The sequence below is a fragment of the Chitinophaga oryziterrae genome, from assembly GCF_009758125.1.
GTDB lineage: Bacteria > Bacteroidota > Bacteroidia > Chitinophagales > Chitinophagaceae > Chitinophaga > Chitinophaga oryziterrae.
Genome location: NZ_WRXO01000011.1, coordinates 223,239 through 248,895 on the forward strand (window position 1 = coordinate 223,239; position 25,657 = coordinate 248,895).

The following is a 25,657-nucleotide window of genomic DNA, read 5'->3' on the forward strand; positions in this document are numbered from 1 at the left end:
AAGCTTCTAATGCCACTTTTTATGCTACCTAACAACTGTTTCGCGTTCTAAATTCAATTCAATCTATCATGGCGAAAGTAATTTTCAACAACAAGAAAGCCTTATTCTTTCAATCTCTTAAGGCCGATGTGGAGTCCTATTTTGTTAAAAATAACATAAAAAAGACAGGTAACTGGAAACTCTATTCGAAAACATTAATATTGTTTCCTGCTGCTGCGCTGACATACGTTGCTTTATTAGTATTCCCGATGACCCCGCTGCTGGGTATCGGATTGAGTGCTTTCCTGGGTTTTACGCTTGCGTCCATCGGATTTAACGTCATGCATGATGCCTGCCATGGTAGTTACTCCACTAATAACAAAGTAAACAACCTGCTGGGATTATCACTGAATGCGTTAGGTGGTAATGCCTTCATCTGGAAACAGAAACATAACGTTATTCACCATACCTACACCAATGTAGATGGTATGGACGAAGATATTGCAAAAAGCCCTTTAATGCGCCAGTGCAGTACGCAGACATGGACGCCAATGCACCGTATTCAGCATATTTATGTAGTACTGGTATATGCCATCTCTTCTTTTGCATGGGTATTCATCATGGACTTCACTAAATACCTGACCCGTAAGATTTACAGAACACCTTTACAGACAATGAGCAAAGGTGATCATCTTGTATTCTGGGCAAGTAAAGTGTTGTATGCACTGTTTTATATCGCTATTCCGGTAATGGCAGTAGGCTGGCAGGCATGGGCAATTGGTTTTGCCGCTATGCACGTAGTATTAGGCTTTACCCTGGCGATCGTGTTCCAGCTGGCTCACGTAGTTGAAGAAACTACTTTCGAAGTAGTTGGTGAAGAAACAGTCATCATCGAAAACGAATGGGCTATTCACCAGATCAACACAACTGCAAACTTTGCACCTGATAATAAGATGATTTCATGGTTCGTTGGTGGTCTGAACTACCAGGTGGAACATCACCTGTTCCCACGTATCAGTCACGTACACTACCCTGCTCTCAGCAAGATCGTTGCTGCGAAATGTAAGGAGTTTGGTGTACAGTACAACAGCATGCCTACTATGCAGGCAGCTGTAAGATCTCACTTCCGCTTCATGCGTCAGTTAGGTAGAAAACCGGAATCTAAACCAGCTTCCCTGGCGGTATCTGCTTAAGCCATCAAACTTATTTAAAAAGGGCGGTCTCAGTGAATGAGACCGCCCTTTTTAGTTACTTACAGCTTATTAATATCATCAAACAACGCCTTAAAACACCTGGTAGAAGTCTCCAGCGTATCCTTTACCGGTTTCTTCCTGCCATAGTACTCATCCAGGAATGCTTCCGGACCAGACCACACCGTTTGCATCATCCCCAGATACCTGTCTTTCATCTCCGGAGTAGCCGTTTCCCTGAATGAAATCATATCCTTCAGCTGCTGCTGTGCAAACAATGGCTTGCGCCACGGACAGGTAATCACCTGTAATCCCTTCATAGCAAAATACACAGGCGTCTTATCAGGACGATCATAGTGCCAGTCGCACACCACCACATCTTTAGGTATCAGGTCAATAGCCCGGTAAGTGTTATTAAAGCTGGCTTCCCACCTACCCAGGCCGGTAGATTTACCATCCAGCAATCTATCTCCCCAGATCCACAAATTACGCCCTTTATCAGCCAGATGATTACGCAGGAGGGTCAGCTCTCCGGCAAACAATTCCGCCTTGTCACGGCCGCCGCAACGCGGGCATTTATCCTCTCCTATATAAAACACTTCATCCATCCCTGCATGAAACGCTTTTGACTCAAACACATCACAGATCTCGTCTATGAGATCAAATACCACTTTATGTACTTCAGGATGTAAAGGGCAATAACTTTTGCAATACAATCCATCTGCGTTAGGCCATACATATTTTCCCGTATCCTGCATCTTTACCCAGGGAGTTTCATCAAACTGAGGATATACAGATAACAATTTATTTGTCTGAAATGCCCAGGACTGATGCCCTAACAAATTCACCTGCGGAATCAGGTTGATATGAAACTGCTTACAAACCTGCACCAGCTTCTTAACATCCTGTTTGGATAATGCACCTTGCTCACTGAGTTCGGGATGACTGGCATACTGATAATTATAATCTATTCTCAGTATCAGCGTATTCACCTGCCGGGGAGCGAGTTCTTCTTTGATGAATTTGATAAATTCATCCAGACTGGCAGCATGCGGAGCGCCGATACAGAACCCTCTTACAGGCAATATGCTGTCTGGTGGCGGCGAGGCAAAAACGGTGCTGAAAAACAATAAGAAAATTGAGACGAGACATGCATTTTTCATGGGTATTTCTTTAAACGTGAAAAGACTACATGAATGTAATAAATGAAGATCGTTTGTGCCAGCAGAATTTGTTAAATGGAAAAGGGCCGTCTTATACAGACAGCCCTTTTCAAAAAGAGAATATTAATTACTGTTGGGAAGAGAAAACATAATCTCCTGATCCTACCGTATACACGGCAAAACCACCTTCAGTCTTCAGTAGCTTTACACCATCATCTCCACTGATAGCACGATTACCTTCTTTCACCTGCTTATCAGAAGTAGCAGGAATATACACTTCTGCCTGCGTATTCACAGGAATACTGATCTTCCACGTAAACGTTTTTCCCTCTACTTTCCAATCACTGTTGATCCATCCATAAGGAGAATGATACGCTGCATCCACCTTCGTTAAATCACCCACTACCAAAGGCTTCATGATAATCTTCTTATACGCCGGCGCATCCGGTTTAATCCCGCCCAGATACTCATAATACCATACCACAAGGTCCCCCAGCAGCATCACGTGATTACCGGAATTCATTGACGGATCTGCCGTATTCCCGTTCCATAATTCCCAGATAGTAGTAGCGCCATGTTGCGCCATATAACCCCAGCTTGGATAGGTGGTATTGGTCGCCAGCTGGTAAGCAATATCCCCTCTTCCATTATCAGACAAGGTTCGCATCAGCCATTCAGCGCCTACAAGGCCAGTGCTGATATGCCCGTTATAAACGCCAAGTGTCTTACGTACAATATGCTGGAACACGGAATCCTTTACTTCGGCAGGCGCCAGTTTATACGCTAAAGAAAAGATATTCGCCGTAGGCGTATTATTCGCATAATATCCGTCATGCAGGAACTTGTTATTGAACGCCGTTCTGATACGCTCTTCCTGTGCTTTATAATCAGCCGTATTATCTCCTACGATAGTCGCAAAACGGTCCATCAGCGTCAGCATATGGTAATAAAATGCAGTACCCAGAAAATCTCCGGCAGTTCTTCTCGTAGAGTCCTTTGAGTGGATCAGCTCAGGAGATTCAGGAGGTACGCACCAGTCGCCATAAGTATCCTTGGTCAGGATATCATCCTTCATATACTTCCCTTTCATATAGTTCATCCATTTCTGCATAGAAGCATAATGCTGACGGATAGGCTGATCATCCCCATACTGCTCATACAGTAAATTGGCAATGGTGAGATAGGCCGCTGGCCAGGTCATATTATCGGAGTATATTTTCCAGTAAGTAGGTGCTACGTCGGGTATACTTCCTTCCGGTGATTGTGCATCCTCAATATCCTGCAACCACTTGGCATACATGCTATGGTTGTTGAAGATGAAGCTCTCCCCTCTTGCTCCTGCTGCACGGTCTCCCAGCCATCCCATACGTTCATCACGCTGAGGACAGTCAGTGGGCATACCCCGGTAATTACTACGGATGCCCCAGTATGCATTCCTGTAAATCTGGTTCAGCACAGCATTAGAGCTTTCGAATTGACCGCTGGTTTCCATATCATCATACACTACACGGCCCTCAATATCAGCCAGAGATGGCTTACCAGGGTAACCTGTTACTTCTACATAACGGAAACCATGATAGGTAAAACGTGGCTCCCAGTTCTCTTCTCCTTCACCTTTCAGTATATAGTTATCCGTTACTCTGGCGCTACGCAGATTAGCGATATACAAGGTACTGTCATCCTTCAGGCGTTCCGCAAAACGCATCGATACTTTATTGCCCTTAGTACCCTTTACTTTCAGATGTACCCATCCTACAAAGTTCTGCCCCATATCATAAATAAACACACCAGGCTTGATCTCCGTAATATGCATCGCCTTTACGGTATCCATCACTTTAATACCATTGTCAGGCTGTGTCACCAGTTGCGAGGTTTGCGTCACCAGTTGTGCGGGTATCCATTTACCGGCGTCATAACCGGGTTTATTCCATCCTGTCAGCTCTTTACGGGCATCATAATCCTCTCCGTCATATTCGCTGTTGGCAACAATAGGCCCGTCTCCGGTCAACTTCCAGCTGCCATCTGAAACCACTTTATCTTCAGTACCATCCTCATAAGTAATATTGATCTGACTGATTAACTTCGGATATCCATAATGCGTATACTGTGATAATCCGGGAGCATTACCGCGCATATAAAAATAACGGCCATTACCCAGTATCACACCTACTGTATTTGCACCTTCTTTCAGTTGGGACGTAACGTCAAACGTATTATAAAACACCCGTTTGTTATATTCCGAAGGACCAGGAGCCAGTACATCATTGCCTACTTTCTCACCGTTAATGTACAACTCATACAATCCTAATCCACTGATATAAGCAGTCGCTTTTTTGATCTTCTTAACCACACTGAAATCCTTGCGTAAATAGCGTGCAGAAAGACTGGTGAACGTATCTGTTGCTTTTGCTTTCTCCCATGCAAAAGCAGAATCAAATCCTATCCATTTAGCCTGCCAGTCGCTTTTCTGTAACAATCCTGCGCTCCATTTGGCAGGAGCACTCCACTTGGTTTCCTTACCATCGCTGGTCCATACTTTTACTTTCCAGTAACAGGTTGCGCCACTTGCCAATGGCGTACCGCCATACTTCACATCAATGGATTTATCAGAACTTACTTTTCCAGTGCTCCATAAATCGCCTTCATCTTTCCCCAGTTTTTCTTCTGAAGAAGAAGCGATGATCTGGTAGGCTTGTTGTATAACGCCTCTGCTGTTACTTTCAATTTCCCAGCTAAGTCTGGTTGCAGGTACATCAATACCCATCGGATCCGTGCGGTATTCGCATTTCAAATTACTGAGAGAATTCCTTCCGGTTTGCGTACAGGCACTGAGTAATGCCACCGACAAGGAAAAGAGAATAATTCGTTTAATCATGATATTGGATTTTATTGCGGGTTCTGAGTCAGATTATCAAGGTTTACATCGGTTTGTGGAATGGGCAGCAGCAACTTATTAGGCGTTATCTGGTATCCGTTGGCAGGGATCAGTGTACTTAAAGCCTTTTGCTTTACTCCATGTGCATTCATTACCTCTACCGCTTTACCTGACCTTACAAGATCGTACCAGCGATGGCTTTCAAACGCCAGCTCCACTTTCCTTTCCTGGAATATGGCGTCGCGGAAAGCATCCTGACTGGTAACTCCTGTTTTAGGTCCCAGTCCGGCTCTTGCCCTTACGTCATTCAGCAAGGTGAAGGCTTCGCCACCAGCTGCAAAAGCCTGCTCATTGAGGCATTCTGCAATCATCAGCATTACATCTGCATAACGCATTACCGGGAAGTTATCATTGGTACGTCCTACATCTGTAAAGCCGTGGTTATACTTTTTGACGTAGGGTATGGCCACGAAATTGCTATCAGCATCTTTATACCCTGTACCCATAGAAATATCTTTACGCTTGTCCCCTGCTTCATAGGAATCAATCATATCCTGCGTAGGAATATTCCAGCCGGAGCCACTTCCGTGAATAGATGTTTTACTATCACCTGTAACATAACTGCCCGATGTATAGGGCGCGAAGATGTACATGAAAGTACTATAGAGACCTGTCTGAGAACCAAGATACTGAATCTCGAAGATAGATTCTGCACCATTTTTCTTATTTGGATCAAAAATATCTGCATAATTTGGTAACAGGGAATAACCCAGTCCCTGTACCTTACGCAACGCTGTAAGTGCATCCGTAAAATTCTTTTGTGTCATATACACTTTAGCCAGTAAAGTGCTGGCAGCCCCTTTGGTAGCCCTGCCTACATTCGTCCCGGAATAAGAAGCAGGCAGTTTGTCCGCCGCATCTTTGAGGTCGGCAATAATAGCAGCATACACCTCATCCACTGTTGCCCGACCTTTAGATAATGCAGCATCAGGAGACTGGGTGGATGTGAGCCTTAATGGTACACCACCAAACTGTCTTACCAGATTAAAGTAATGAAAAGCGCGTAAGAATTCCGCTTCTCCCTTGTACTGATCACGCGCAGCATCTGTCCATCCGGTTACATTGGGAATATTATCCAGCACATCATTACTGCGGGAGATGCCGATATAACTGTTCTTCCAGAAATTACTGATACATTCAGCAGTAGCAGGCACCAGGAACTCATCTACGAATTCCCACTGCTCTCGCCCCCTGTCTGCAGTATTATACTGGAACCAGGTATTATCAGACCGCATCTCTCCGAAGATCCAGTAGCTTTCATTAGCCAGTGGTTGCAGTATGCTGTAAGCGCCATTCACCGCCTGTTGTATCTCTGTTTCTGTTTTATAAAAAGTACTTCCGTTAATGCTGGTTTCCGGGTTCAGGTCCAGGAAACTTTTTTTACAACCGCCGGCAAGCAAACCTGCCAGTACGGGAATAAGAATATATTTGATTTTCATGAGTCTTAAATTTTAGAATGACAGATTAATGCCCAGTGTATATGTACGTGCCAGCGGATAGTTGGTAAAGTCCTCTCCCGGTGTCAATCCTACATTGGACGCATTTCCTGAAGGAGATTTACGACTTACTTCAGGATTGGCGCCACTGTACTTTGTGAACGTAGCCAGGTTCTGTACACTCGCATACAAGCGGGCAGTACTGATAAATTTAGTATGCTCCAGCAGGCGTTTGGCGAAGTTATACCCCAGTGCAATATTCTGTATCCGCATGAAAGAGCCACTCTCTATCCAGGAGGAATTCACATCGCGGTATATCACCCTGGCACCATTTGTAGTAGGCGTTTGTCCGTCTCCCGGATGCTCAGGAGAGCGCCAGCGGTTTAAGACACTACGGTCTACGTTAAAGATGCCGTCTATGTTCTGTAAGTATTGTTTGGATGTTTTCATGATCTGTCCGCCCTGTGAACCAACCAGCACTACTCCCAGATCAAAACTCTTATAATTAAAATGGTTGGTTAATCCCCAGATGAATTTAGGAGTAGGATCACCGATGATCTCGAAATCGTTCACTGGTTCTATTACACCATTTCCATCAACATCCTTATACTTGATAGAACCCACTACTGATGTTACATTCCTGGGCGATTTGTCAAAGTCGGCCTGATCTTTATATACACCCAGTACTTTATAGCCATAGAACAGCCCTATAGGCTTGCCTACTTCCGTGATATGTGTATAAGAACCTTCTCCGCTTCTGCCACTGTAAATAGGGTCATTTTTGTCATTCAGGGCCAGTACTTTATTCCGGTTAAAGGCGATGTTGGCGTTGGTTGTCCATTTTAAATCTCCGGATAAATTATCTGTATTGATACCAAACTCAAACCCATGATTTTCTATTTTACCGGAGTTGATAATTACATTGCTATAACCAGAGGATAAGGGAATTTCTGAGTTATACAACATCCCTCTGGTGATACGCCTGTAATAATCTGCCGTTACATTTAGCCTTCCACCAAAGAAGCCGGCATCGATACCTGCATCCAGTTGAGAAGATTCTTCCCAGGTAAGATCAGGATTCCTCAGGTTAGAGCTGCTACGGCCGCTGGCTACACCACCACCAAATACATAGTTGGTGGAATTGATGTTAGACACGTACGTATAGTTACCGATATTATAATTACCGGAAAGACCATAACTCACTCTCAGTTTCAGATCACTCAGCCAGGAAACGTGCTTCAGGAATTCTTCTTCAGATGCCCGCCATGCAAACGCACCGGAAGGGAATGTACCAAAGCGGTTGTTGGTACCAAAACGGGAAGATCCATCAGAACGTACTGTACCCGTCAGCAGGTATTTACCTTTATAAGAATAGTTGATCCTACCCAGGTAAGAAAGTATCGCCCACTCCTGTACATCCTGGTTATAAGTTGGAATAGTAGCCGCTGCATTGATTGGCTGAATCAGGTCATCCGGGTAATTAGTAGCGTCGATCTGTAAAAAATCCATTCTTTCTTTCTGTGCGGTATATCCTAATACTACATTAAGCGCATGATCTTTTCCCAGCTTTTTATCATAGGTCAGTAACATCTCGGATAACCAGTTTAGCCTATTTGTTTTGGTTTGGGAAGAGTTAGGAACGCTGGGAGGAGGATTGTTCACACCACCTAAGATTGAGGGGTTAAAAACAAAAGAAGATCCGTTGCCATAATTCACATTAAAACTACCCCGGAACTTTAATCCGTCTATGATTTCATACTCTCCGTATACACCACCTAAACCGGAGAAGCCGGTCACTTTGGTAGCACCATACTGTAGTGAATTCAAGGGATTAGCGGCGCTGAACATTCCGTTAGAAGCAATGTAAGGGGTACGTTTTCCGGTACTGTCTGTAACGGGTATCAGCGGACTTAACCACAGACTACGGGTCAGTACGTCCGTAAATCCGTTCTCGAAATCATTTACATGCTGCTGACTGTAAGTAGGCGCCAGGTCTATACCTATCTTTACTTTGCGGCCTATTTTACTTTCAATATTTGCTCTTACCGTATACCTTTTGTAATCAGTATAACGTAATACCCCATCCTGGTCAAAATAACCAAAGGAGAAGTTATACTTTGTATTATCAGACCCTCCGCTTACACCAAGAGAAGTATTATGCTGAGGGGCAGTATGCAACACGGTATTATACCAGTTGGTGCCTTCTCCATATTGTTCAGGATGTCTGTAATCTGCGGGAATATCAGCATCGGTAGCCGTTAATCCGCGTGATGCAAAATCATCTGCGATAATGTCTTTCCTGAACTGAGCAAACTCACGTGCATTCAGCATCTTTGGTTTGCCCTTATCCGGTACCTGCTGAAAACCTGTATAGGTATTCAACGTTATCCTGGGTGCGCCTTTCTGGCCATGTTTGGTTGTAATCACTACTACCCCATTCGCTCCCCTTGAACCATAAATAGCTGTAGAGGAGGCATCTTTCAGCACGGTCATCGTTTCAATATCATCCGGGTTAATGACGTTCAGCGGACTTGCCTGCTGATCAAAACTACCGGACAGCGGAAAACCATCTACTACATACAACGGATCACTGCCTGCTCCTATAGAACCCGATCCGCGGATCTTAATAGAAGCGCCACCACCAGGTGTTCCGGAAACGGCGCCTACCTGTACACCAGGTACCTGCCCTGCCAGTTTCTGGTCCAGGCCCGCTGTGGGTAAATCCTGCAGTTGCCTGGCGTTGATGCTGGTGATGGCGCCTGTCATGTCTTTTTTCTGCTGGGAACCATATCCTATCACCACTACTTCATTCAATCCTGAAGTGGAAGATTGCAACCGTATATTAATAGCGGAAGCAGTTCCCACTGTTACTCTTTTTTCATCATAACCCAGGAACCGAAAGCTTAGCACATCACCGGGAGCAGCCTGTAAAGTATATTGCCCGCCGGCATTGGTTTGTGTGCCTACAGACTTACCTACTACCTGTACTACTACGCCAGCCAGCGGGCCTTCAGCAGAATCGCTGACAGCGCCTGTAATTGTCATTTTTTGTTGTGCAATTGCCTGGAAACAGCATAATAACAGCAAGAGGCTGCATTGAATGGAAAATCGCCGCCATAGCGGACTACAGATTAAATGTTTGTACATAACGGGAATAGATTATAAACATTAAAAAATTGGCATGAGTATCTCTGCCCGGTACAAGACCCGGAACAAAATCCACTGCAAATAATAATTACTAAAAGAATTGGCTATGAATGCCGTTTATGATAATGACATACGTGGAACTATTATGGAATGACTCAAATAAACGTGCGAACAAAAATTAAATTAGTACAAATACTCAGGGCAACTATCCTACACTATCTTATTGGGTATAAAAAAAGTGCCGGTACAAAGACCGGCACCTCAAACATGGTAGAAAAATATTAATGCAAAACAGTCATAGCAGGATAATAATTGCCATTATAAATAAATGAACCCGCCTGTACACCTGTAGATGCATTATAAGAATACATGGTATTGATAGCGCCTCCATAGATATTATCCGTAGTACTCAGCATCAGTGTATTCTTCTGCGGATTATAGGCAATCCCCTTACCAAAAAAGAAATGATTGGCGGGTATTGTAATATATGGCGCTGTAATAGATGCACTATTACCTGCTACATATTTATATACCGTATTATAGTCAGAAGTTACATATACCGCATTTTCTGTGGTAGAAGCTACGATAGAACCACTGTTATAAGTATATGGGTTGTAATAAATATCAAAGGTGGTATTGATCGTATCTACTTTCAGTGTTCCCGGATTAATCTTCAACAGGGCGTTAGCAGTAGCAGCCCACACATCTCCGTCTTTTCCAATGGCAAAACCTGTTTTTGCTGCGCCTATAGTTTTGGCAATGCTATAATCACTGCTGTTTAAAGCAATGATACCTTGCGTTTCGGAGAGAACAAAAATATAATTACCTGCTTTGATCATATCCCCTACGCCTTCATTTATTCCGGTTATTTTACTGCCCACTGTCAGCGCAGAAATGTTAACAGGATAAATACCTGCGGTGGTGCTCAGCAAACCTCTTGATGCGTCCACGCCTACAAAAGCATGTGCCATATCTCCATTGGGTAGACTGTTAATACGACCGGCTTCTTTGAGTGTATAGGCATCTGTAACGACTATTGGTCCGCCCAGGTTTACAACAAGAAATAATTTATCATTGAAGATGGTCGCGAATTCCAGCACCTGTGTAGTTGTACCTAATGTTTTACCGGGATTTTCAGTAGTGTATGCATTCAGGTAAAGAGAATCATTGGTGTAACTGTAAAAGTGTACATTCCCTGAAGTATTGTTATAGCTCCCTTCATTTACCAGGAAAAAACCATTATCATATTTGCCTTTAGATACCGTTTCGGTTTCATCCTTACCACAGGATACTGCGATCATCACAAAAAATACCAATAACAACCGGGGCAATTTTCTATACATATATATGAAATTTTAATGAAGATGGGGCACAAACCTACAGTATGACTATTAAATATCCAAAAAGAAAAATACTATAGTATCTTGCCGAAAATTCAAAACAGTTCAGTTGAAGCAATTATTTCTGTTTGTACCGCTACTCTTTATCATTCACGGTAGCTATGCCCAAAGCATACTGAATAAAACGGTTTCTGTAAATGTAACCCAACAGCCACTGGCGACCGTACTGGATAACATTAGCAGTGAGGGTAATTTCCATTTTTCTTATATAAAGGATTTTATCAGGGATGATAGCCTGGTGTCTGTCAATGTTTCTCATAAAACGGTGAAACAGGTACTGGACATAATATTCCAGGGCTCCTGCCAGTACAAGGAAATCGGTAACCAGCTGATCCTTCAGCGCATAGGTAAAGACAAATGGTACTCTGTAAGCGGGTATATCACCGATGCAATCACCGGAAAACCAGTCAGCAACGCTACTATCTACGAGCGCATGCAGCTGATATCCACCATGACCAACGAGCAGGGGTTCTTCCGTATCAGGCTGCGGGAAAAAGATCAGATAACGGCTATCACGGTCAGTAAAGACCTTTATAAGGATACTGCCATGATCATCATCAGCAAGCATGATCAGGAGATGAAGGCCAGTATCAAACCGTCTAATCCCATCATGTTATCCATAGTAGATGTAAACCAGTATTCTCATGTGGAACAAACCTGGCTGGGGCATTTCTTCCTTTCTTCCCGTCAGCGGGTACAGAGTTTGAACCTCCGTGAGTTTTTCACAAAACAGCCTTATCAGTACTCTATCGTACCCAGTTTAGGTACACATGGAAAGTTAGGCTCACAGGTGGTCAATAAATTTTCCCTGAATATGATCGGGGGCTATACCGCAGGACTGAACGGCGTGGAAATGGCGGGGATCTTCAATATTGATCAGAAGGACGTGAAGTATGTACAGGCTGCCGGGGTTTTCAATATCGTGGGAGGTAAGCTCGAAGGCGTACAATTCGCCGGCTTGCATAATCATGTGCTGGATTCAATGAAAGGGCTGCAGGCATCAGGCATCAGCAATGTGGTCCGGGGAGGCTTTGAAGGCGTACAACTAAGTGGTATTGTAAACCATGTAAAAGGAAATATTGAAGGAATGCAAGCCTCCGGTATAGCGAATATCAGCGAGGACAGCATCCGGGGAGCAGAGCTGGCAGGCATTCTTAACGATACTAAATACATCAGCGGATTTCAGGCCTCCGGCGTAGGGAATCTGGTGAGGGGAAATATGGAGGGTGTACAGCTGGCCGGCATATTCAATTATACGAAAGGGTTCAATGGGTTCCACGCCGCTGGTATAGGGAATATAGCCAGAGGGCCGGTAGAAGGTATACAGGCTGCCGGTATTTTCAACTATGCTAAAAAGCTGAAAGGTGTACAGGTAGGACTGGTTAACATTGCTGATTCTTCTGATGGATATAGTATAGGATTATTCAATCTGGTGATGAAGGACGGTTATCACCGGCTGGATATATACAGTGATGAAATGCTGGATATCAACCTTGCCTGGAAATCGGGTAACCGTAAGCTATATACTATTTTCCTGGCAGGCGCCAGCCTGAATAACGAAGAAAAAGCCTATTCCTTTGGGTTTGGATTGGGACACAGTTTCCGGCTTAATCAGAAAATGAGTATTGAGGCAGAATTTATTTCTCAGTCAGTATACCTGGGCAGCTGGAAATACCAGGAATCGCTGAACCGCTTTCAGCCTGTGTTAAATATAAAGCTGGCTAAAAACATCACCCTGTTTGCCGGCCCATCCTTTACGATCAGTTCCCATGAAGCGGGCGCCATGCCTGTGGCGGGATATAAAGCTGCCTTACCGGGCCGGTACAACGCTTTTAAGATGGGAGATAATGCATCAGGGTGGTTTGGCTGGCATGCAGGCATCGGGTTTTTCTAGATTATTTGATACCTTTGCACCCCTCTTTGGAGGATTGCTAAAATTGAATACTATGTCTAAAGTAAAAGTAGGTTTTGTGCAAATGAGCTGTACCGGTGATAAAGCGGAGAATCTCTCCAAAGCCGGTCAGCAGATACGGGAAGCCGCCGCCAAAGGTGCGCAGATCGTTTGCCTGCAGGAATTATTTACGTCCCTGTATTTCTGTGACGAGGAAAATTATGATAATTTCTCCCTGGCAGAACCCATCCCCGGCCCCTCTACAGACTCCTTACAGAAAGTAGCGGCAGAACTGGGGGTAGTGATCATCGCTTCCCTTTTTGAAAAAAGAGCACAGGGATTATACCACAATACTACAGCAGTACTGGATGCAGATGGCGCTTACCTTGGTAAGTACCGCAAAATGCATATCCCGGACGATCCGGCTTATTACGAGAAATTCTACTTCACCCCGGGAGATCTGGGCTATAAAGTCTTCAAAACCAAATTCGCTACCATCGGTGTACTGATCTGCTGGGACCAGTGGTATCCTGAAGCATCCAGGATCACCGCCCTCATGGGTGCGGAAATCCTCTTTTATCCTACTGCTATCGGCTGGGCTACTTCACAGGACGAAGCGACCAACGTAGAGCAGTATAACGCCTGGCAGACGATACAACGCAGTCATGCTGTTGCCAACGGTCTGCACGTAGTAAGCGTCAACCGTGTAGGATTCGAACAGGAAGGCCGTATGAAATTCTGGGGTGGCTCTTTCATCGCCAATCCATTCGGTACCATCATGTACCAGGCTTCTCATGAGAAGGAAGAAGTGTATGTACAGGAGCTGGATATTGCCTTAACAGACAGATACCGTACACACTGGCCGTTCATGCGCGACAGAAGAATAGACTCCTACGCTCCTATCACTAAAAGATATATCGACGAATCATAATGAACGGACAACCTACGCTTAAACAGCTTGGATATTATTTCCCGGCCGAATTCCATCCGCATGTGGCTACCTGGTTGAGCTGGCCACATAAAGAGGCCAGCTGGCCCGGCAAAATAGACAGCATTTATCCGCAATACTGCCAGTTCATCAAATACCTGACAGAAAGTGAGATCGTACGTATCAATGTGAATGACGAGGCGATGAAAGCATTTGCCATCGCCCATTTACGTAATGCAGGTGTAAACCCCGATAAAGTAGAATTCTTTCTTCATCCTACCAACGATGCCTGGTGCCGCGACCATGGCCCTGCTTTTCTGATCAATCCGTCAGAAAAGAAAAAGGTCATCGTAGACTGGAACTATAATGCCTGGGGTGGCAAGTATCCGCCTTTCGACAAAGACGATATCATCCCTACATTAATCGCGGACCATTTTAAATTACCGGTATATCACCCGGGTATTATCATGGAAGGCGGATCTGTAGAATTCAATGGCAAAGGCACTCTGTTAACATCTGCCTGCTGCCTGTTAAATGAGAACCGCAACCCTCATCTGAATAAGGAACAGCTGGAAACTTATTTGCAGGACTTCTATGGAGTAGATCAGGTCCTTTGGGTAGATGAAGGTATTGCAGGAGATGATACAGATGGTCATATTGATGATACGGTCCGTTTCGTGAATGAGGATACCGTAGTAACAGTCGTAGAAACTGATAAGAACGATGAGAACTACGAACTGCTGCAGCAGAACCTGAAACAATTACGGCAGATGCGCCTGTTAAACGGCAGGCAGTTGAACGTAATTGAATTACCCATGCCGGATGCCGTGATCTTTGAAGATCAACGTTTGCCTGCTTCTTATGCCAATTTCTACATCAGCAATAAGCATGTAATTGTACCTACTTATCGTTGTGCTAATGATGATAAGGCTTTACAGGTCCTTGCAGGATGTTTTAAAGACAGGGAAGTTGTAGGCATAGATTCTACAGAAATCATCTGGGGCCTGGGCAGTTTCCATTGCCTTAGTCAGCAGGAACCTGCTGTCTGAATAGCAAATATCACTGAATTCAGTTATACATAATTCATTATCCCGGTAGTCCCTGATTACCGGGATTTTTTAATTACCTGATGTTTTTTTATTATATTTTGACCTGATCTGTTATAGTATTGTTAAAAAAAGCTTAACGGCAGAGCTTAAAAACAGGGCTTATATATTTTGTTAGGATATTAGGTGTTATCTTAGAGATAGCAAAACAGCCAGGTAGAGAGGCTGATATTTATTGATATACCTAACTTGTGCCATTGATGAAGAGACCAGTGTTTAAGAAAATTACTAAGCTAACTCTAGCCGCAGGGCTTTTTTCCGTTGTCATGTTCAGTTCATTTGATTCCTCTGTTGGAAACAAAACAACATTAATACCTACTGCAAAAGCTGCAGGTAGCGCTATGATGATGTATGCAAACCTCCACCTGGATTCGCTGGGATTGTCTAAAGAAGCATTCCGCTATGCCATTAAAGGCATGGAAAGATTGCAGGCAGCCGGTAAACTGACCACCACAGATCTGATCTCTATTGTAGATTTCAGCCTGCCGTCCAGCAGGAAACGACTTTTTGTGATAGACCTTAAAAATGGTAAAGTGTTATTTAATACACTGGTATCGCATGGTCGTAATTCCGGTACCGCAGTCGCTACAGAATTTTCCAATGCTCCTGAGAGTTTTAAGAGCAGCCTGGGATTTTATGTAACAGGAGAAACCTACAGAGGTGAACATGGGTATTCCCTTCGTTTACAGGGAGAGGAAGAAGGTATTAATGATAATGCGTTAAGTCGCGGTATCGTTATGCACAGCGCTGCTTATGTAAATGATAAGTTAGTCAGCCTGCAGGGATATATCGGCCGCAGCCTTGGTTGCCCGGCTATTCCGGAAAAGGTACATAAGATGATCATTGAGCGGATCAGGAATGGTACCTGTCTTTTCCTGTACAGTCCTGATAAATATTATCAGGCTCATTCAAAAATGTTAGAAGCTGATAGTACGGTTGCTTAACATCAACGTCAGCTGATCAAAGAGCATTTTTTTGTGATGGAGCTTTGCTCCATCACAAAAAAACTATTTAGGGTCAGAGAACATCTTCGGGGCCATTGTTATGTCATGATCATAGATATCATGTAAGAAATGTAAGTGCCCTCCCTCATCTATAAAAGCGGTGTAATACATGATCAGCACAGGCACCGGTTCTTTCACTCTCACATACTTTTCCTTACCACTATTCATTGCACTGTCAATCTTTTCGGGCGTCCATCTGGCGTTATCCGAAAGAACATAATCAGCCATTTTTACCGGATCGCTGATACGGATACAACCATGACTGTAAGCCCTTTGGTCGCGGTTAAATAAATCCTTTTGATTGGTATCATGGAAATAGATATTAAAACTATTGGGGAATAAAAACTTCACACGGCCTAATGGATTATCCTTTCCGGGTAATTGTCTGATAACAGGTAAACCATTTCTTTGTCCTGTTATTTCCATATGTTTCTGCGCCAGGTAATTCTTATTGCGGCTCATCGATTTCAACACTTCTTCTTTCACAATACTATTAGGCAGATTCCAGTATGGGCTGAATACAACCTGGTTGAGATTACCGGAGAACATGGTCGTACTTTTACCTTCTTTTCCTACCACTACAGCCATATCGAACTCCTTTTTATTGCCGTTATATACATGCAGCATGAACTCTGGTATATTGACCATAATCAGTCTTCCTTCCGGTTCTGCCGGCATCCAGCGCATCCTTTCCATATTGATCAGTAATGTCTGCACTAAACGTATAGCCGGTACATTCATTTCTCTTAATAAGGAGTCGTTCAGAACACCTCTTGGAGTATGTCCATGCGTAGCTTCGAATGTTTTCAGCGCCTCCACCAATGTATCTGTAAATACACCTGTAGTATCTTTACCGGCTAATTCCCCTGTTATCTGTAAACGTCTTTTAACAGCAGCTATCACCGGAGAATTATCTCCTGTTTTGTATTTTTTCTTTTCAATTGGAATACTGTCCCACCCACCCTTTTTAGCAAAGTCTGTATATGTTTTTAACTGTGTTAAGAGGGGACCGTATATACCGCGTGTTGACTTATGTTCCTTGTTTTTGCCGGATAACACTGCATCTGCCAGTTTTAATACTTCCTGTTTCTGTGAAGGGACGAATTGCTCCATATCTGCAACCCAGGTGTCACTATCTTTGTGAGCATCTTTGAAATAAGCAATGAAACGTTGTGTTAATTGCAGTTCTGTTTTAATGATATTGAAGTCTTTTGCAGAAATGCTGGAATCAATATCGCCGGTCATAAAAGCATTCAGGCGGTATTCCAGCGACTTATTACTTTCACTGGTATCTACACTATAATCATATAAGCTACGGAAGCCATAAGCCTGTTCGTTCAACCCGTTTGTATCAAACCAGGCGAATTCAAAATTACGTGCATTATAAAAGCTACGCAGCCTGTTGGCAATCGTATCATTTAATTTCTGCTGAGTGATGAATTTCTCTACCGCAATAGTATCCAGGAAGAGATCATTATAAGCGTTGCCTGTAGTGATGCTGGTATTTCTTGGGGTAACGGCAACTTCTGTGCTTTGCTCGTTTTCATTATTATTATCTGCTCCTTTTTTATGCTGTTTACAGCCAATGGCTACTGTAACCACAGCGAACAATAAGATCATTAAATGCTTCATAATAAAAGACTTAACAAAAGACATGCCTATGCCGGTACGGGCTTATCTATTATGAAATGTGAACATTCCCGGCCATTCTTATTCCGCAGAATGGGTATTATTTTGCCAGATAATGATAAAATGTTATACAATACTGTTTAGTTGAACCCCGTATTTTTTGTAACAAACATAATAGGCTCCGTTAGCACCGTGTTTGTAGCCAACGCATTAAACAACAAAACACAGACCCCTTAGATTCTATTAAAAAGAAGATTAATTTTTACTACAAACACGGAGCTCTAACGGAGCTTAACTAAACGACATTGATATTAAAGTACCCATATAAATACTGTTGGTACACTTAATTCCATTTTCACTGATAAAGGATAGATAAGTTTCAATTGTTTTGCCTTTCCAGGTTGCATCTGACAGTATCAATACATCCGTACCTGTGCTTCTTCTTTCGCCACATAACTTATACACTGCTTCATTCAGTACAGGTGAATAGCCGAGCAGCATTACACGATCACTGCCGTGTGTATAACTCAGGTCAGGGGTCCAGGTAAATATTAATTTGTTACCCTGTATGGTTACTGCAGCGTCAATACCCTCCGTGCTTATTGGGCCTTCGGTTAGTCGCGCCTGTGTATAATCTATCGTATAATTGGGGTACTCACCTCTAAAAACATGTTTCAATTGGTAACCTACTGCTGCTGCGTATGGAGTAAGATCTTTACCAGTAGTAGCATAAGTAAAGCCTGCTTTTACAAAATCTGTAAAAGCACCCAGAAACTGGTGTGTCTGTACCATTTTTTGCCTCCATGCCAACTGCTTTTCTGTAGGTGGTTTTGTGGTCTTTTTACGGCGGCTGCGGATAATCTGTCTCCCATTGAGCATATAACCTTCCAGGTTGCCTACTATGCCCACAAAGCCTCCTAAAATGCCATTATTTAAACGTGCCATTAAATGTTGTTTTTAAATTTTGAAAATAAGTGTGCTACGCGGGTTAAATCAGGGTTAACTGTAGCTGATTGCGACAAATTGGATGTGTTTTTCAACAAATGGTAAGCGTCCTTTCCTTCCTTCAATTCGTATGGCGAAATTAAGACCAATCTGTGTAACTTATCTACACAGATCCAACATTTAACAGAATTTTTAGTGTGTAGTATAGAGACATCGGGGAGTCTTATGGAATCGGCCATACGTTGTACATAGGTTGAACATACTTTGGTCATCTCCGCTCCGAAGCATCAAAGTATGTTCAACCTATATCCAGGCTATGTTCAAAGTATGTTCCACTCTCAGACAGTTTTTCCTTCTTTACCGAATTCTTTGCGGATGCCTGTCATTACATCTTTCAGCAGAATCGTTTCACTGTTTCTTTTTAAGGCAGCAAGACAGCTATACCTGGTCACATTGATAATAGATCCGCCGGACATTTCATATTTCTTTGCAATATCTTCCAGTGACAGCTTCTCTTCGTAATCCACATTCGCGGGAAAGGCCTGTTGCCAGAGGCGTAACCGTTGTTCCGGACCTGGTACCGGAAAATAGATCATCGATTGGAAACGCCGTCCAAACGCTTCATCAATATTTGCCTTCAGATTGGTAGCCAGGATCACTAATCCGGGGAAGTCCTCTATTCTTTGTAACAGGTAGGCGACTTCCTGGTTGGCATAGCGGTCATTCGAAGAGCTGGTGTTGGTTCGTTTACCGAAGAGCGCATCTGCCTCATCAAAGAACAGTATCCAGTTTTTATTGGCTGCCTGGTCAAAAACACCGGCCAGGTTCTTTTCAGTTTCACCGATGTATTTGGAAACGACCATGGAGAGGTCTATCCTGTATACATCCATCTGGAAGGTTTTGCCCAGCAAACAGGCCGTAAGTGATTTACCTGTTCCCGGAGGGCCATAGAACAATCCCCGGTAGCCGGCCTTGATTTTACGCTCCATCCCCCACTCTTTCATGAGTGTATTACCATGTTCCACCCAGGTGCGGATCTCTTCTACTTCTGACATGGTATGTGTATCCAGTACAAGGTCTTCCCAACCCAGTCCTGTTTCTATACGTTTGGCAGGGAAGTTCGGATTATGGTCCGGTTTATGGGCGGTCCCCAGTGTAAAGTAACTGAGGTATTCCGGGGTCATCTGCAAGGCCCCGCTTAACAAGGGTTCATCAGCATGGGCGGTCACCAGTTTCAGGATCTGGTGTTTGGCAAAAAAATGGTCCGGACCAAACATCTGCATCAGCTGAAAACGTAATGTCAGGTTATTACAGGCGGTTAAAAAGGCTGCCGTTTCTCCCGTAGGCAGGAAACCACCATGTTGTTGCCCCTTAATACCCCCAAATTCGGTAAATCCCCGGTCGTAAGTACTGTTCTTGATATAAAAGAGATCGAGCAATTGCGGACGTATATGAGGCAATATGGCTAATTGTAATACCAGCCGCTCAGCAGTATTCATATTATAATGCCTGATGATCTGCGCATATACGGAAGGATCGCCGGTTAAGTCAGGTGCAACGGGATCAGGAGCGGCGATTCCCTGCTGCTCAAAGTAACTTTTCATCCGCAGGTCCAGTATCTGCCGGAACCATTCCGTTTCGCGGCCCAGCGCCGCAGCATTCGCCTCTGCTAACTGAATATCCATTCTGTATAAAGTATTTTATCTGCCCAGGAAGGCTTGATCATGCCCATACTCCATGGGAGTGTCTGTAGTATAATATCATAACTGCGCGACTTCACCTTCAGATACCAGTCGCCATCCGTTTGCCATAAAACACCATCCCTTTGCAGAAATGATGCACGGAAACCTTCCACACTTGTATTCTTCATTTTTTCCCATTGTTGGGTAGCAGCACCTATCAGTTGTAATGATAACTGCTTTTCATCTTCTGTAAACTGTATGGGTTCCAAAGGCATTTCCATCGGGAAATTACAAAGGACCTTATTTAAGACGAGCGCATGTTCCGGTTGTTCCGAATGGCCATATACCAGTAATTGTAATAAATGGATAGCACGCTGCTGTGCTGTGGTATCATTAAACTTTCCGTTAGTAATTAATTGCAGCCGGGTAAAATAGGTATGAAAGAAAGGATGTAATAATACCAGCCCGGCATTATTCACGTATATACCTTCCTGTTCGGAAGTGGCAATTGGCCGGGGTGTTTTGCGGGGGTAGTTCTTTTTTATGAATTCCTCCTGTCTCAGACGCAATACATCAGCAGGTAATATCAACTGATGATCTGCTTTGCGTGAAGGCTGTTGTGAAGATAAGCGGGGATTCCCGGCTGGCCTGAGTGCAGGTATTGCCACTGCGCTACCGGTTTTTATCAATATCACAGCCTGCTCCACCATAACCGGTATTACTGCCTGTATATGCATAAACGGCCGGGTATCCATTGTGCCGCTATTAGCCATAACGCTTAATAATCTCCTTGTGGCAGATTCATTAAAACTATTTAGGAACACCAGCCATTCGCGTACATAAGACACAGTATCCGTTACCTGTACTTTGCCCGCTAACCATTGCAGGTTAAACTGCCGGAATAATAACCGCACCCGCTCCCGCTCCAGGTTATCTGCCAGCATCCCTTCCATCAGTTGCTGCCATTGCTGTAACGCAGCAATGGTATGATTATCCCATAAAGAAGGTACATCTTCCATCAGCACCCAGAAATCATCTTCCGGTAAATTTAAAGCTACCTGTTGTACTACCACTGTTGCGGATAATATCTTCCGGTAGAAAGCCAGTCTTTCAGACGGTGGTCTGTCGTGATACTGCTGCCATATCTCCAGGAAGTTTTCACGGTGTTGTATAAACGTATCTCCCAGGTTCTGTTGAAAAAATGTAATCGTATCCTTTTCTGCATACGCCTGTAACTGCTTCCGGATATTTTCTTCCAGCGGAGAGACGGGTTTCTCAAACAGTTGATGTACATACAACCTGGCAGTTATTGTATAACCGCTATGTTCCCATAAATCCGCGAGTAACATAGGACGTTTCCTGAAAAGTAATATCACCGCCTGCCGCAGCAATATAGCCTGTCTTGCTTCGGGTAATCCGGCAAACCAGTAAGGTAACTGCTGCCCGGTAATAAATATCGTAAACAGGTTAATGGCCTGTTGCCATACTTCCTGCCTTTCTGCTTGTATGGTAATACTGTCGTAACCTATCCAGGACAATGGCAAAGGGATATCAGGAGATACACGGGTAATTCCCGGCACGAATACGTTTACGGGTTCTCCCGGTACTTCCTGGTAGCTTATTCTGCCGGGTAGAGCTTGTTCGTTACTTATTAATTCCTGATATACTTCCTGTAATAATTGCGTGCCATTCTCCTCATATAAAATCTTAATAAAGGAAGTAAAAGACCCTACGGGAATATCCTTTTTATAAAAGTCCATTGCCTGCCGGAAAGTATTTAGCAACAACTGGTAATCTATATTGAAATGCAATGCCAGCCTTTCCAGGTTCCTGCGTATGAACTGTTTCCTGTTAAACTGACCGCTGTTCTCTGTAACAAGGTAGGTAAGGACAAACATCCACACGGCCTTCTCAAATTCACTCTGTTCCGTTTTTATAACAGATTGCCTGCCTTGCAGTGCGATTACTTCTTTTGTATATCCAAAAATGAAAGCAGCCTGCTCCTCTTCCAATGCGGTAATGATCTGCTCTACCACATAAGCGGAAAAATGATACACGATCCTTTTTATCACATAATCCGGCTTTGCGATGTCCAGTATGAAACGGGCAAAGCGGAAGTCTTTAATGAGCCTTAAAATAACATCTTCGAGGATTACATCAGCTGCCCACCAGGGTAAAGTACCTGTTTGCAGATAATGGGCTATCAATGCAAACTCCCTGTCGGTTTCTGTCTGGAAATAAAGGCTGCCGGATTGTTCCTCTTCTTTTCTCACCAGCTTATCCTTCAATGCTTCTTCCAGGGCTTCCATGATACATCGGCTGAGGTCCCGTTCAATGTTATCATAAGCAATAACACCCAGGTCCAGTTCCAGTGTGTCCAGCCACAGGCTTTCAGAAGAGGATAACAGGCGGTCCAGGAGAGTTTCCGTGTCACCGGCTATACCGGCATTAAAGACCCGGCTGATCGTATCCTGCAAGGCAGTCGCCAGTTCTCTCTCCGTAAAATGGAGATCAAAAGTATATTTACGGATCAGGTTCACGCAATAAGATCAATAAGCCTGTCGGTAGCAATTACGGGAGAACCGCTGCTGAAGTAATCTTTCAATCCTTCCAGCCAGGGATAATAACTATCTTCAAAAGTATGCATGGCGGCCACACCCAGCCATTTGAAACGGATGTTATAATGCGCAGGCGTATTCTCCTTTATCAGTTCCTCTGCAAAATTCCTGAATTCCGTATACTGGAACCTGGCAGGCCAGGAAGGAAATACGATCGTCAGGCCAAATTTGAAGAAGGATTCAGGCAACAGTTTCCCGTTCGCCATTTTAATAGTATACTCTATACGCGGATAATACAGTGTTGTCTTTTTCTGTAACTGCCCGATGTTCAATGCCAGGTTAAACATCGCCTGCTCTGCGGCCTCGCGGTGTGCCGGCTGGGAGAAATCAACGGTAGTCACCGGTGTGGCTACGCCATCGTTATAGGCGTATATCCGGCACCAGGTGGATAGCTGGTTAAACATCTCTTCATAAGATAATTCCTGCCAGTTATTCTCCATTAAGGAAGCCATGATCTTCTCCCGTTCTTCAAACGTCATGTAATAACGTTGTTCCAGCAGTAACTGATCTCCCGCGCCTTTGATATTAAAACCAAAAGCAGACGTTTTAAACAAAGGTTTTAATAAAGTATGTTCTACAACATAAAAACCTTCAGAAGAAATACTCAGTTGCTGCAGGTGCCTGATCATATCATGCTGTGCATTCACTGCCGCAGATTTCTGCTGATGCTTTGCTACTGCCTGCCATGTATGTTGCGCAGGCTCTTTATATAATACCAGGTAATGGTCTTCTCCGGTATCTGCTACCACCCTGTAGTTGGCAGCATCTACCCCGTACTTTAAAATAGAGATGGGCTGATGCCCAAAGAAATACTGCTGATCATCGGGCACATTATCTGTCATCCGGAATTTCTCTCCACCTATATGCAACTCCTTTGTTACAGGTGTATGTGCATAAGGGTTTACTTTCATCGCCACATGCTCCTGTTTAAACACATTCGTTAATGGCTGACCGTTATTATTATTGATATGCAGCAGTTTTCCCAGCCATTGCTGATACCCGGATACGATACCGCTCTGGGCAAAATCATCTAAATAATTAAACGATTGCACCCTGCCGGAAGCCACTGTTGGCAAATGTTGCAGGATATCCGCTTTCCATCTGATGACATTCGTTCCGCCATATAACTTATCGTATAAGGTTACCGGATATTTTATCAGTGTAATATTGAACCTGGCCAATAAATGGTCCAGTATTTTATTCTTCCTCTCTTCAAAGGTCACCTGACTTTCAACCGCATTCGTCAACGCTTCCATATACGTGTCGCGCAATAACGGCGCTACTCTTGGTACATCGAACAATCCCTGTGCGAAGTAGGTGGCCGTGCCGTCAGCGGCAAAGAAAGATTCCATATTCCCCAACTGGGCCAGGTAATTGGCCAGTAACTGTTCAAAGAATAACAGGTATGCTTTCAACTGTTTCACCTGTGCTTTGCGTACTGCCGGCTCACTTTCGGCAATACCTTCTTCTCCTGTTCCGTAAATACCCGGAAAATAATTCTGTAATGAATAGTACTGGGATATATTGCGATAGGGCGCTTTCAGACTGTTATCTGCCAGTCCGCGCTGCTGCCCTGTATAATGTCTTTTCTTTACTTCCCTGATGCGTTCATAGGTATTCCAGAATACACCATCCTTGGCATAGTGTTCAAACTGGTCGCTGTAAATACCGATATCATTTTTGTTATCCTCAATATTGATATAAGGATAATACCCGGGCAGCACCTGCAATGGCTTGCCGGAGTAATCACTCCCGTCTGAACTAATGTAGAGGAACTTCACCTGTAACACACCGGAGATCATTGAAATAGCTTTTACAAGATCTGCGGGGTCTATCTGGCTGGCTCTCTTCTGTAAATCACTGTCCGGTATAAAACCGCGGGCAGGTAAAGGGCCGGTATAAATATCTTCTGTAGAATAACCGAGTACTAATAATTCGGCTTCTGATAAAAATCTTACGGGGGGATGGATAACATGTTCAATAGCGTTACAGATATAGGCAACGGTCTCTTTTACATTCTGATGGCCATCTACCAGTATCTCCGTTTTTACGGAAATATGCTGTGGCGTTAATACGATGATCTCTTCAAAATTCTCTCCCAGGTTCCTGTTGCGTAACAGGCAGTTACGTACGTCTGCGATCAGTTTGTCCGGACCTTCGGAAAGCGTATCACAGGGCTGTACCATTACACGGTAAATACCTTTACTGGCACCGGCCGTATACACAGGGGATACTGCTTCAATCCAGATATTCTCCACCTCTGATACCTGGTCTAATACCAGCTTACAATAATCTTTGACGGTTACGGGCCTTGTACTGAGTATCTCCGCTTTATTAAAGAAAGAATGTGCTACCGGATTGATCTGACCTCTTTCATCCGCCAGTATTTCTTCTATAGGAAAATCAGTTTTATAAGCCAGATCCGTAATGGCATAACAGAGCTGTTCCAGCATTGTTACACCAGGGTCATGCAGGTTATAATCCGTCCATACGTGACCGGATAATTCCTGTATAATAGCCAATCCTCTGGCCCGAAGCCTTTCGGCATCCAGCGTAATATTCCTTTCTTTATCCCTTGAAATCTGTATCGGCTCCTTTGCCATA

At 43.8% G+C, this 25,657-nt stretch carries 15 protein-coding genes; 5 read left to right on the forward strand and 10 right to left on the reverse strand.

The genetic code is table 11. The features are described from left to right. Positions 1-68: 68 nt before the first annotated feature. Complete coding sequence (locus tag GO495_RS28185) at positions 69-1,172, forward strand: fatty acid desaturase family protein (protein ID WP_157303293.1); 1,104 nt, start codon at positions 69-71, stop codon at positions 1,170-1,172. Positions 1,173-1,231: 59 nt separating this feature from the next. On the opposite strand, the gene GO495_RS28190 is transcribed toward GO495_RS28185, so the two are convergent. The 5 genes from GO495_RS28190 to GO495_RS28210 all read right to left on the reverse strand — a co-directional run bounded on the left by GO495_RS28190 (position 1,232) and on the right by GO495_RS28210 (position 11,193). Next, positions 1,232-2,332, reverse strand: coding sequence for a family 20 glycosylhydrolase (locus tag GO495_RS28190; RefSeq protein ID WP_157303294.1), 1,101 nt, complete (start codon positions 2,330-2,332; stop codon positions 1,232-1,234). Positions 2,333-2,459: 127 nt separating this feature from the next. After that, the gene (locus GO495_RS28195; protein WP_157303295.1) at positions 2,460-5,207 is read right to left on the reverse strand and encodes a glycoside hydrolase family 78 protein; all 2,748 of its coding nucleotides are present in this window, start codon (positions 5,205-5,207) and stop codon (positions 2,460-2,462) included. 11 nt (positions 5,208-5,218) lie between these two features. Next, the gene (locus GO495_RS28200; protein WP_157303296.1) at positions 5,219-6,706 is read right to left on the reverse strand and encodes a RagB/SusD family nutrient uptake outer membrane protein; all 1,488 of its coding nucleotides are present in this window, start codon (positions 6,704-6,706) and stop codon (positions 5,219-5,221) included. A gap of 12 nt (positions 6,707-6,718) precedes the next feature. Further along, the gene (locus tag GO495_RS28205) at positions 6,719-9,850 is read right to left on the reverse strand and encodes a SusC/RagA family TonB-linked outer membrane protein (protein ID WP_157303297.1); all 3,132 of its coding nucleotides are present in this window, start codon (positions 9,848-9,850) and stop codon (positions 6,719-6,721) included. Positions 9,851-10,131: 281 nt separating this feature from the next. Beyond that, positions 10,132-11,193, reverse strand: a complete 1,062-nt coding sequence (locus GO495_RS28210) for a DUF5074 domain-containing protein (RefSeq protein WP_157303298.1) — start codon at positions 11,191-11,193, stop codon at positions 10,132-10,134. 106 nt (positions 11,194-11,299) lie between these two features. Between GO495_RS28210 and GO495_RS28215 the strand changes: the two genes are divergently transcribed. The 4 genes from GO495_RS28215 (at position 11,300) to GO495_RS28230 (ending at position 16,119) form a co-directional block, all read left to right on the forward strand. Further along, on the forward strand, positions 11,300-13,144 hold the full coding sequence (locus tag GO495_RS28215; RefSeq protein ID WP_157303299.1) for an LA_2272 family surface repeat-containing protein: 1,845 nt from the start codon (positions 11,300-11,302) through the stop codon (positions 13,142-13,144). 52 nt (positions 13,145-13,196) lie between these two features. Then, on the forward strand, positions 13,197-14,072 hold the full coding sequence (locus tag GO495_RS28220; protein ID WP_157303300.1) for a carbon-nitrogen hydrolase: 876 nt from the start codon (positions 13,197-13,199) through the stop codon (positions 14,070-14,072). Further along, the gene (locus GO495_RS28225) at positions 14,072-15,118 is read left to right on the forward strand and encodes an agmatine deiminase family protein (protein WP_157303301.1); all 1,047 of its coding nucleotides are present in this window, start codon (positions 14,072-14,074) and stop codon (positions 15,116-15,118) included. The genes GO495_RS28220 and GO495_RS28225 overlap by 1 nt, the downstream gene beginning before the upstream one ends. 323 nt (positions 15,119-15,441) lie before the next feature. Continuing rightward, complete coding sequence (locus GO495_RS28230; RefSeq protein ID WP_240915356.1) at positions 15,442-16,119, forward strand: murein L,D-transpeptidase catalytic domain family protein; 678 nt, start codon at positions 15,442-15,444, stop codon at positions 16,117-16,119. A 63-nt stretch (positions 16,120-16,182) separates the two neighbouring features. On the opposite strand, the gene GO495_RS28235 is transcribed toward GO495_RS28230, so the two are convergent. The 5 genes from GO495_RS28235 to GO495_RS28255 all read right to left on the reverse strand — a co-directional run bounded on the left by GO495_RS28235 (position 16,183) and on the right by GO495_RS28255 (position 25,656). Beyond that, positions 16,183-17,811: a L,D-transpeptidase family protein gene (locus GO495_RS28235; RefSeq protein WP_240915357.1), complete on the reverse strand. Its 1,629-nt coding sequence runs from the start codon at positions 17,809-17,811 to the stop codon at positions 16,183-16,185. Positions 17,812-18,099: 288 nt separating this feature from the next. Then, positions 18,100-18,753 (reverse strand): DUF6266 family protein, encoded by a 654-nt coding sequence (locus tag GO495_RS28240; RefSeq protein WP_157303303.1) that lies wholly within the window; start codon positions 18,751-18,753, stop codon positions 18,100-18,102. 338 nt (positions 18,754-19,091) lie between these two features. Beyond that, on the reverse strand, positions 19,092-20,438 hold the full coding sequence (locus GO495_RS28245; RefSeq protein WP_157303304.1) for an ATP-binding protein: 1,347 nt from the start codon (positions 20,436-20,438) through the stop codon (positions 19,092-19,094). After that, on the reverse strand, positions 20,423-22,975 hold the full coding sequence (locus GO495_RS28250; protein ID WP_157303305.1) for a contractile injection system tape measure protein: 2,553 nt from the start codon (positions 22,973-22,975) through the stop codon (positions 20,423-20,425). Before GO495_RS28250 ends, GO495_RS28245 begins: the two co-directional genes overlap by 16 nt. Next, positions 22,972-25,656, reverse strand: a complete 2,685-nt coding sequence (locus GO495_RS28255) for a hypothetical protein (RefSeq protein WP_157303306.1) — start codon at positions 25,654-25,656, stop codon at positions 22,972-22,974. The genes GO495_RS28250 and GO495_RS28255 overlap by 4 nt, the downstream gene beginning before the upstream one ends. Position 25,657: the final 1 nt, after the last annotated feature.

Bases quoted from the DNA above. Each gene is read 5' to 3' on its own strand.
- GO495_RS28245 (WP_157303304.1), bottom strand. From the start codon at position 20,438: ATGGATATTCAGTTAGCAGAGGCGAATGCTGCGGCGCTGGGCCGCGAA.
- GO495_RS28240 (WP_157303303.1), bottom strand. From the start codon at position 18,753: ATGGCACGTTTAAATAATGGCATTTTAGGAGGCTTTGTGGGCATAGTA.
- GO495_RS28255 (WP_157303306.1), bottom strand. From the start codon at position 25,656: ATGGCAAAGGAGCCGATACAGATTTCAAGGGATAAAGAAAGGAATATT.
- GO495_RS28190 (WP_157303294.1), bottom strand. From the start codon at position 2,332: ATGAAAAATGCATGTCTCGTCTCAATTTTCTTATTGTTTTTCAGCACC.
- GO495_RS28205 (WP_157303297.1), bottom strand. From the start codon at position 9,850: ATGTACAAACATTTAATCTGTAGTCCGCTATGGCGGCGATTTTCCATT.
- GO495_RS28230 (WP_240915356.1), top strand. From the start codon at position 15,442: ATGTTCAGTTCATTTGATTCCTCTGTTGGAAACAAAACAACATTAATA.
- GO495_RS28210 (WP_157303298.1), bottom strand. From the start codon at position 11,193: ATGTATAGAAAATTGCCCCGGTTGTTATTGGTATTTTTTGTGATGATC.
- GO495_RS28185 (WP_157303293.1), top strand. From the start codon at position 69: ATGGCGAAAGTAATTTTCAACAACAAGAAAGCCTTATTCTTTCAATCT.
- GO495_RS28195 (WP_157303295.1), bottom strand. From the start codon at position 5,207: ATGATTAAACGAATTATTCTCTTTTCCTTGTCGGTGGCATTACTCAGT.
- GO495_RS28220 (WP_157303300.1), top strand. From the start codon at position 13,197: ATGTCTAAAGTAAAAGTAGGTTTTGTGCAAATGAGCTGTACCGGTGAT.
- GO495_RS28235 (WP_240915357.1), bottom strand. From the start codon at position 17,811: ATGAAGCATTTAATGATCTTATTGTTCGCTGTGGTTACAGTAGCCATT.
- GO495_RS28200 (WP_157303296.1), bottom strand. From the start codon at position 6,706: ATGAAAATCAAATATATTCTTATTCCCGTACTGGCAGGTTTGCTTGCC.
- GO495_RS28225 (WP_157303301.1), top strand. From the start codon at position 14,072: ATGAACGGACAACCTACGCTTAAACAGCTTGGATATTATTTCCCGGCC.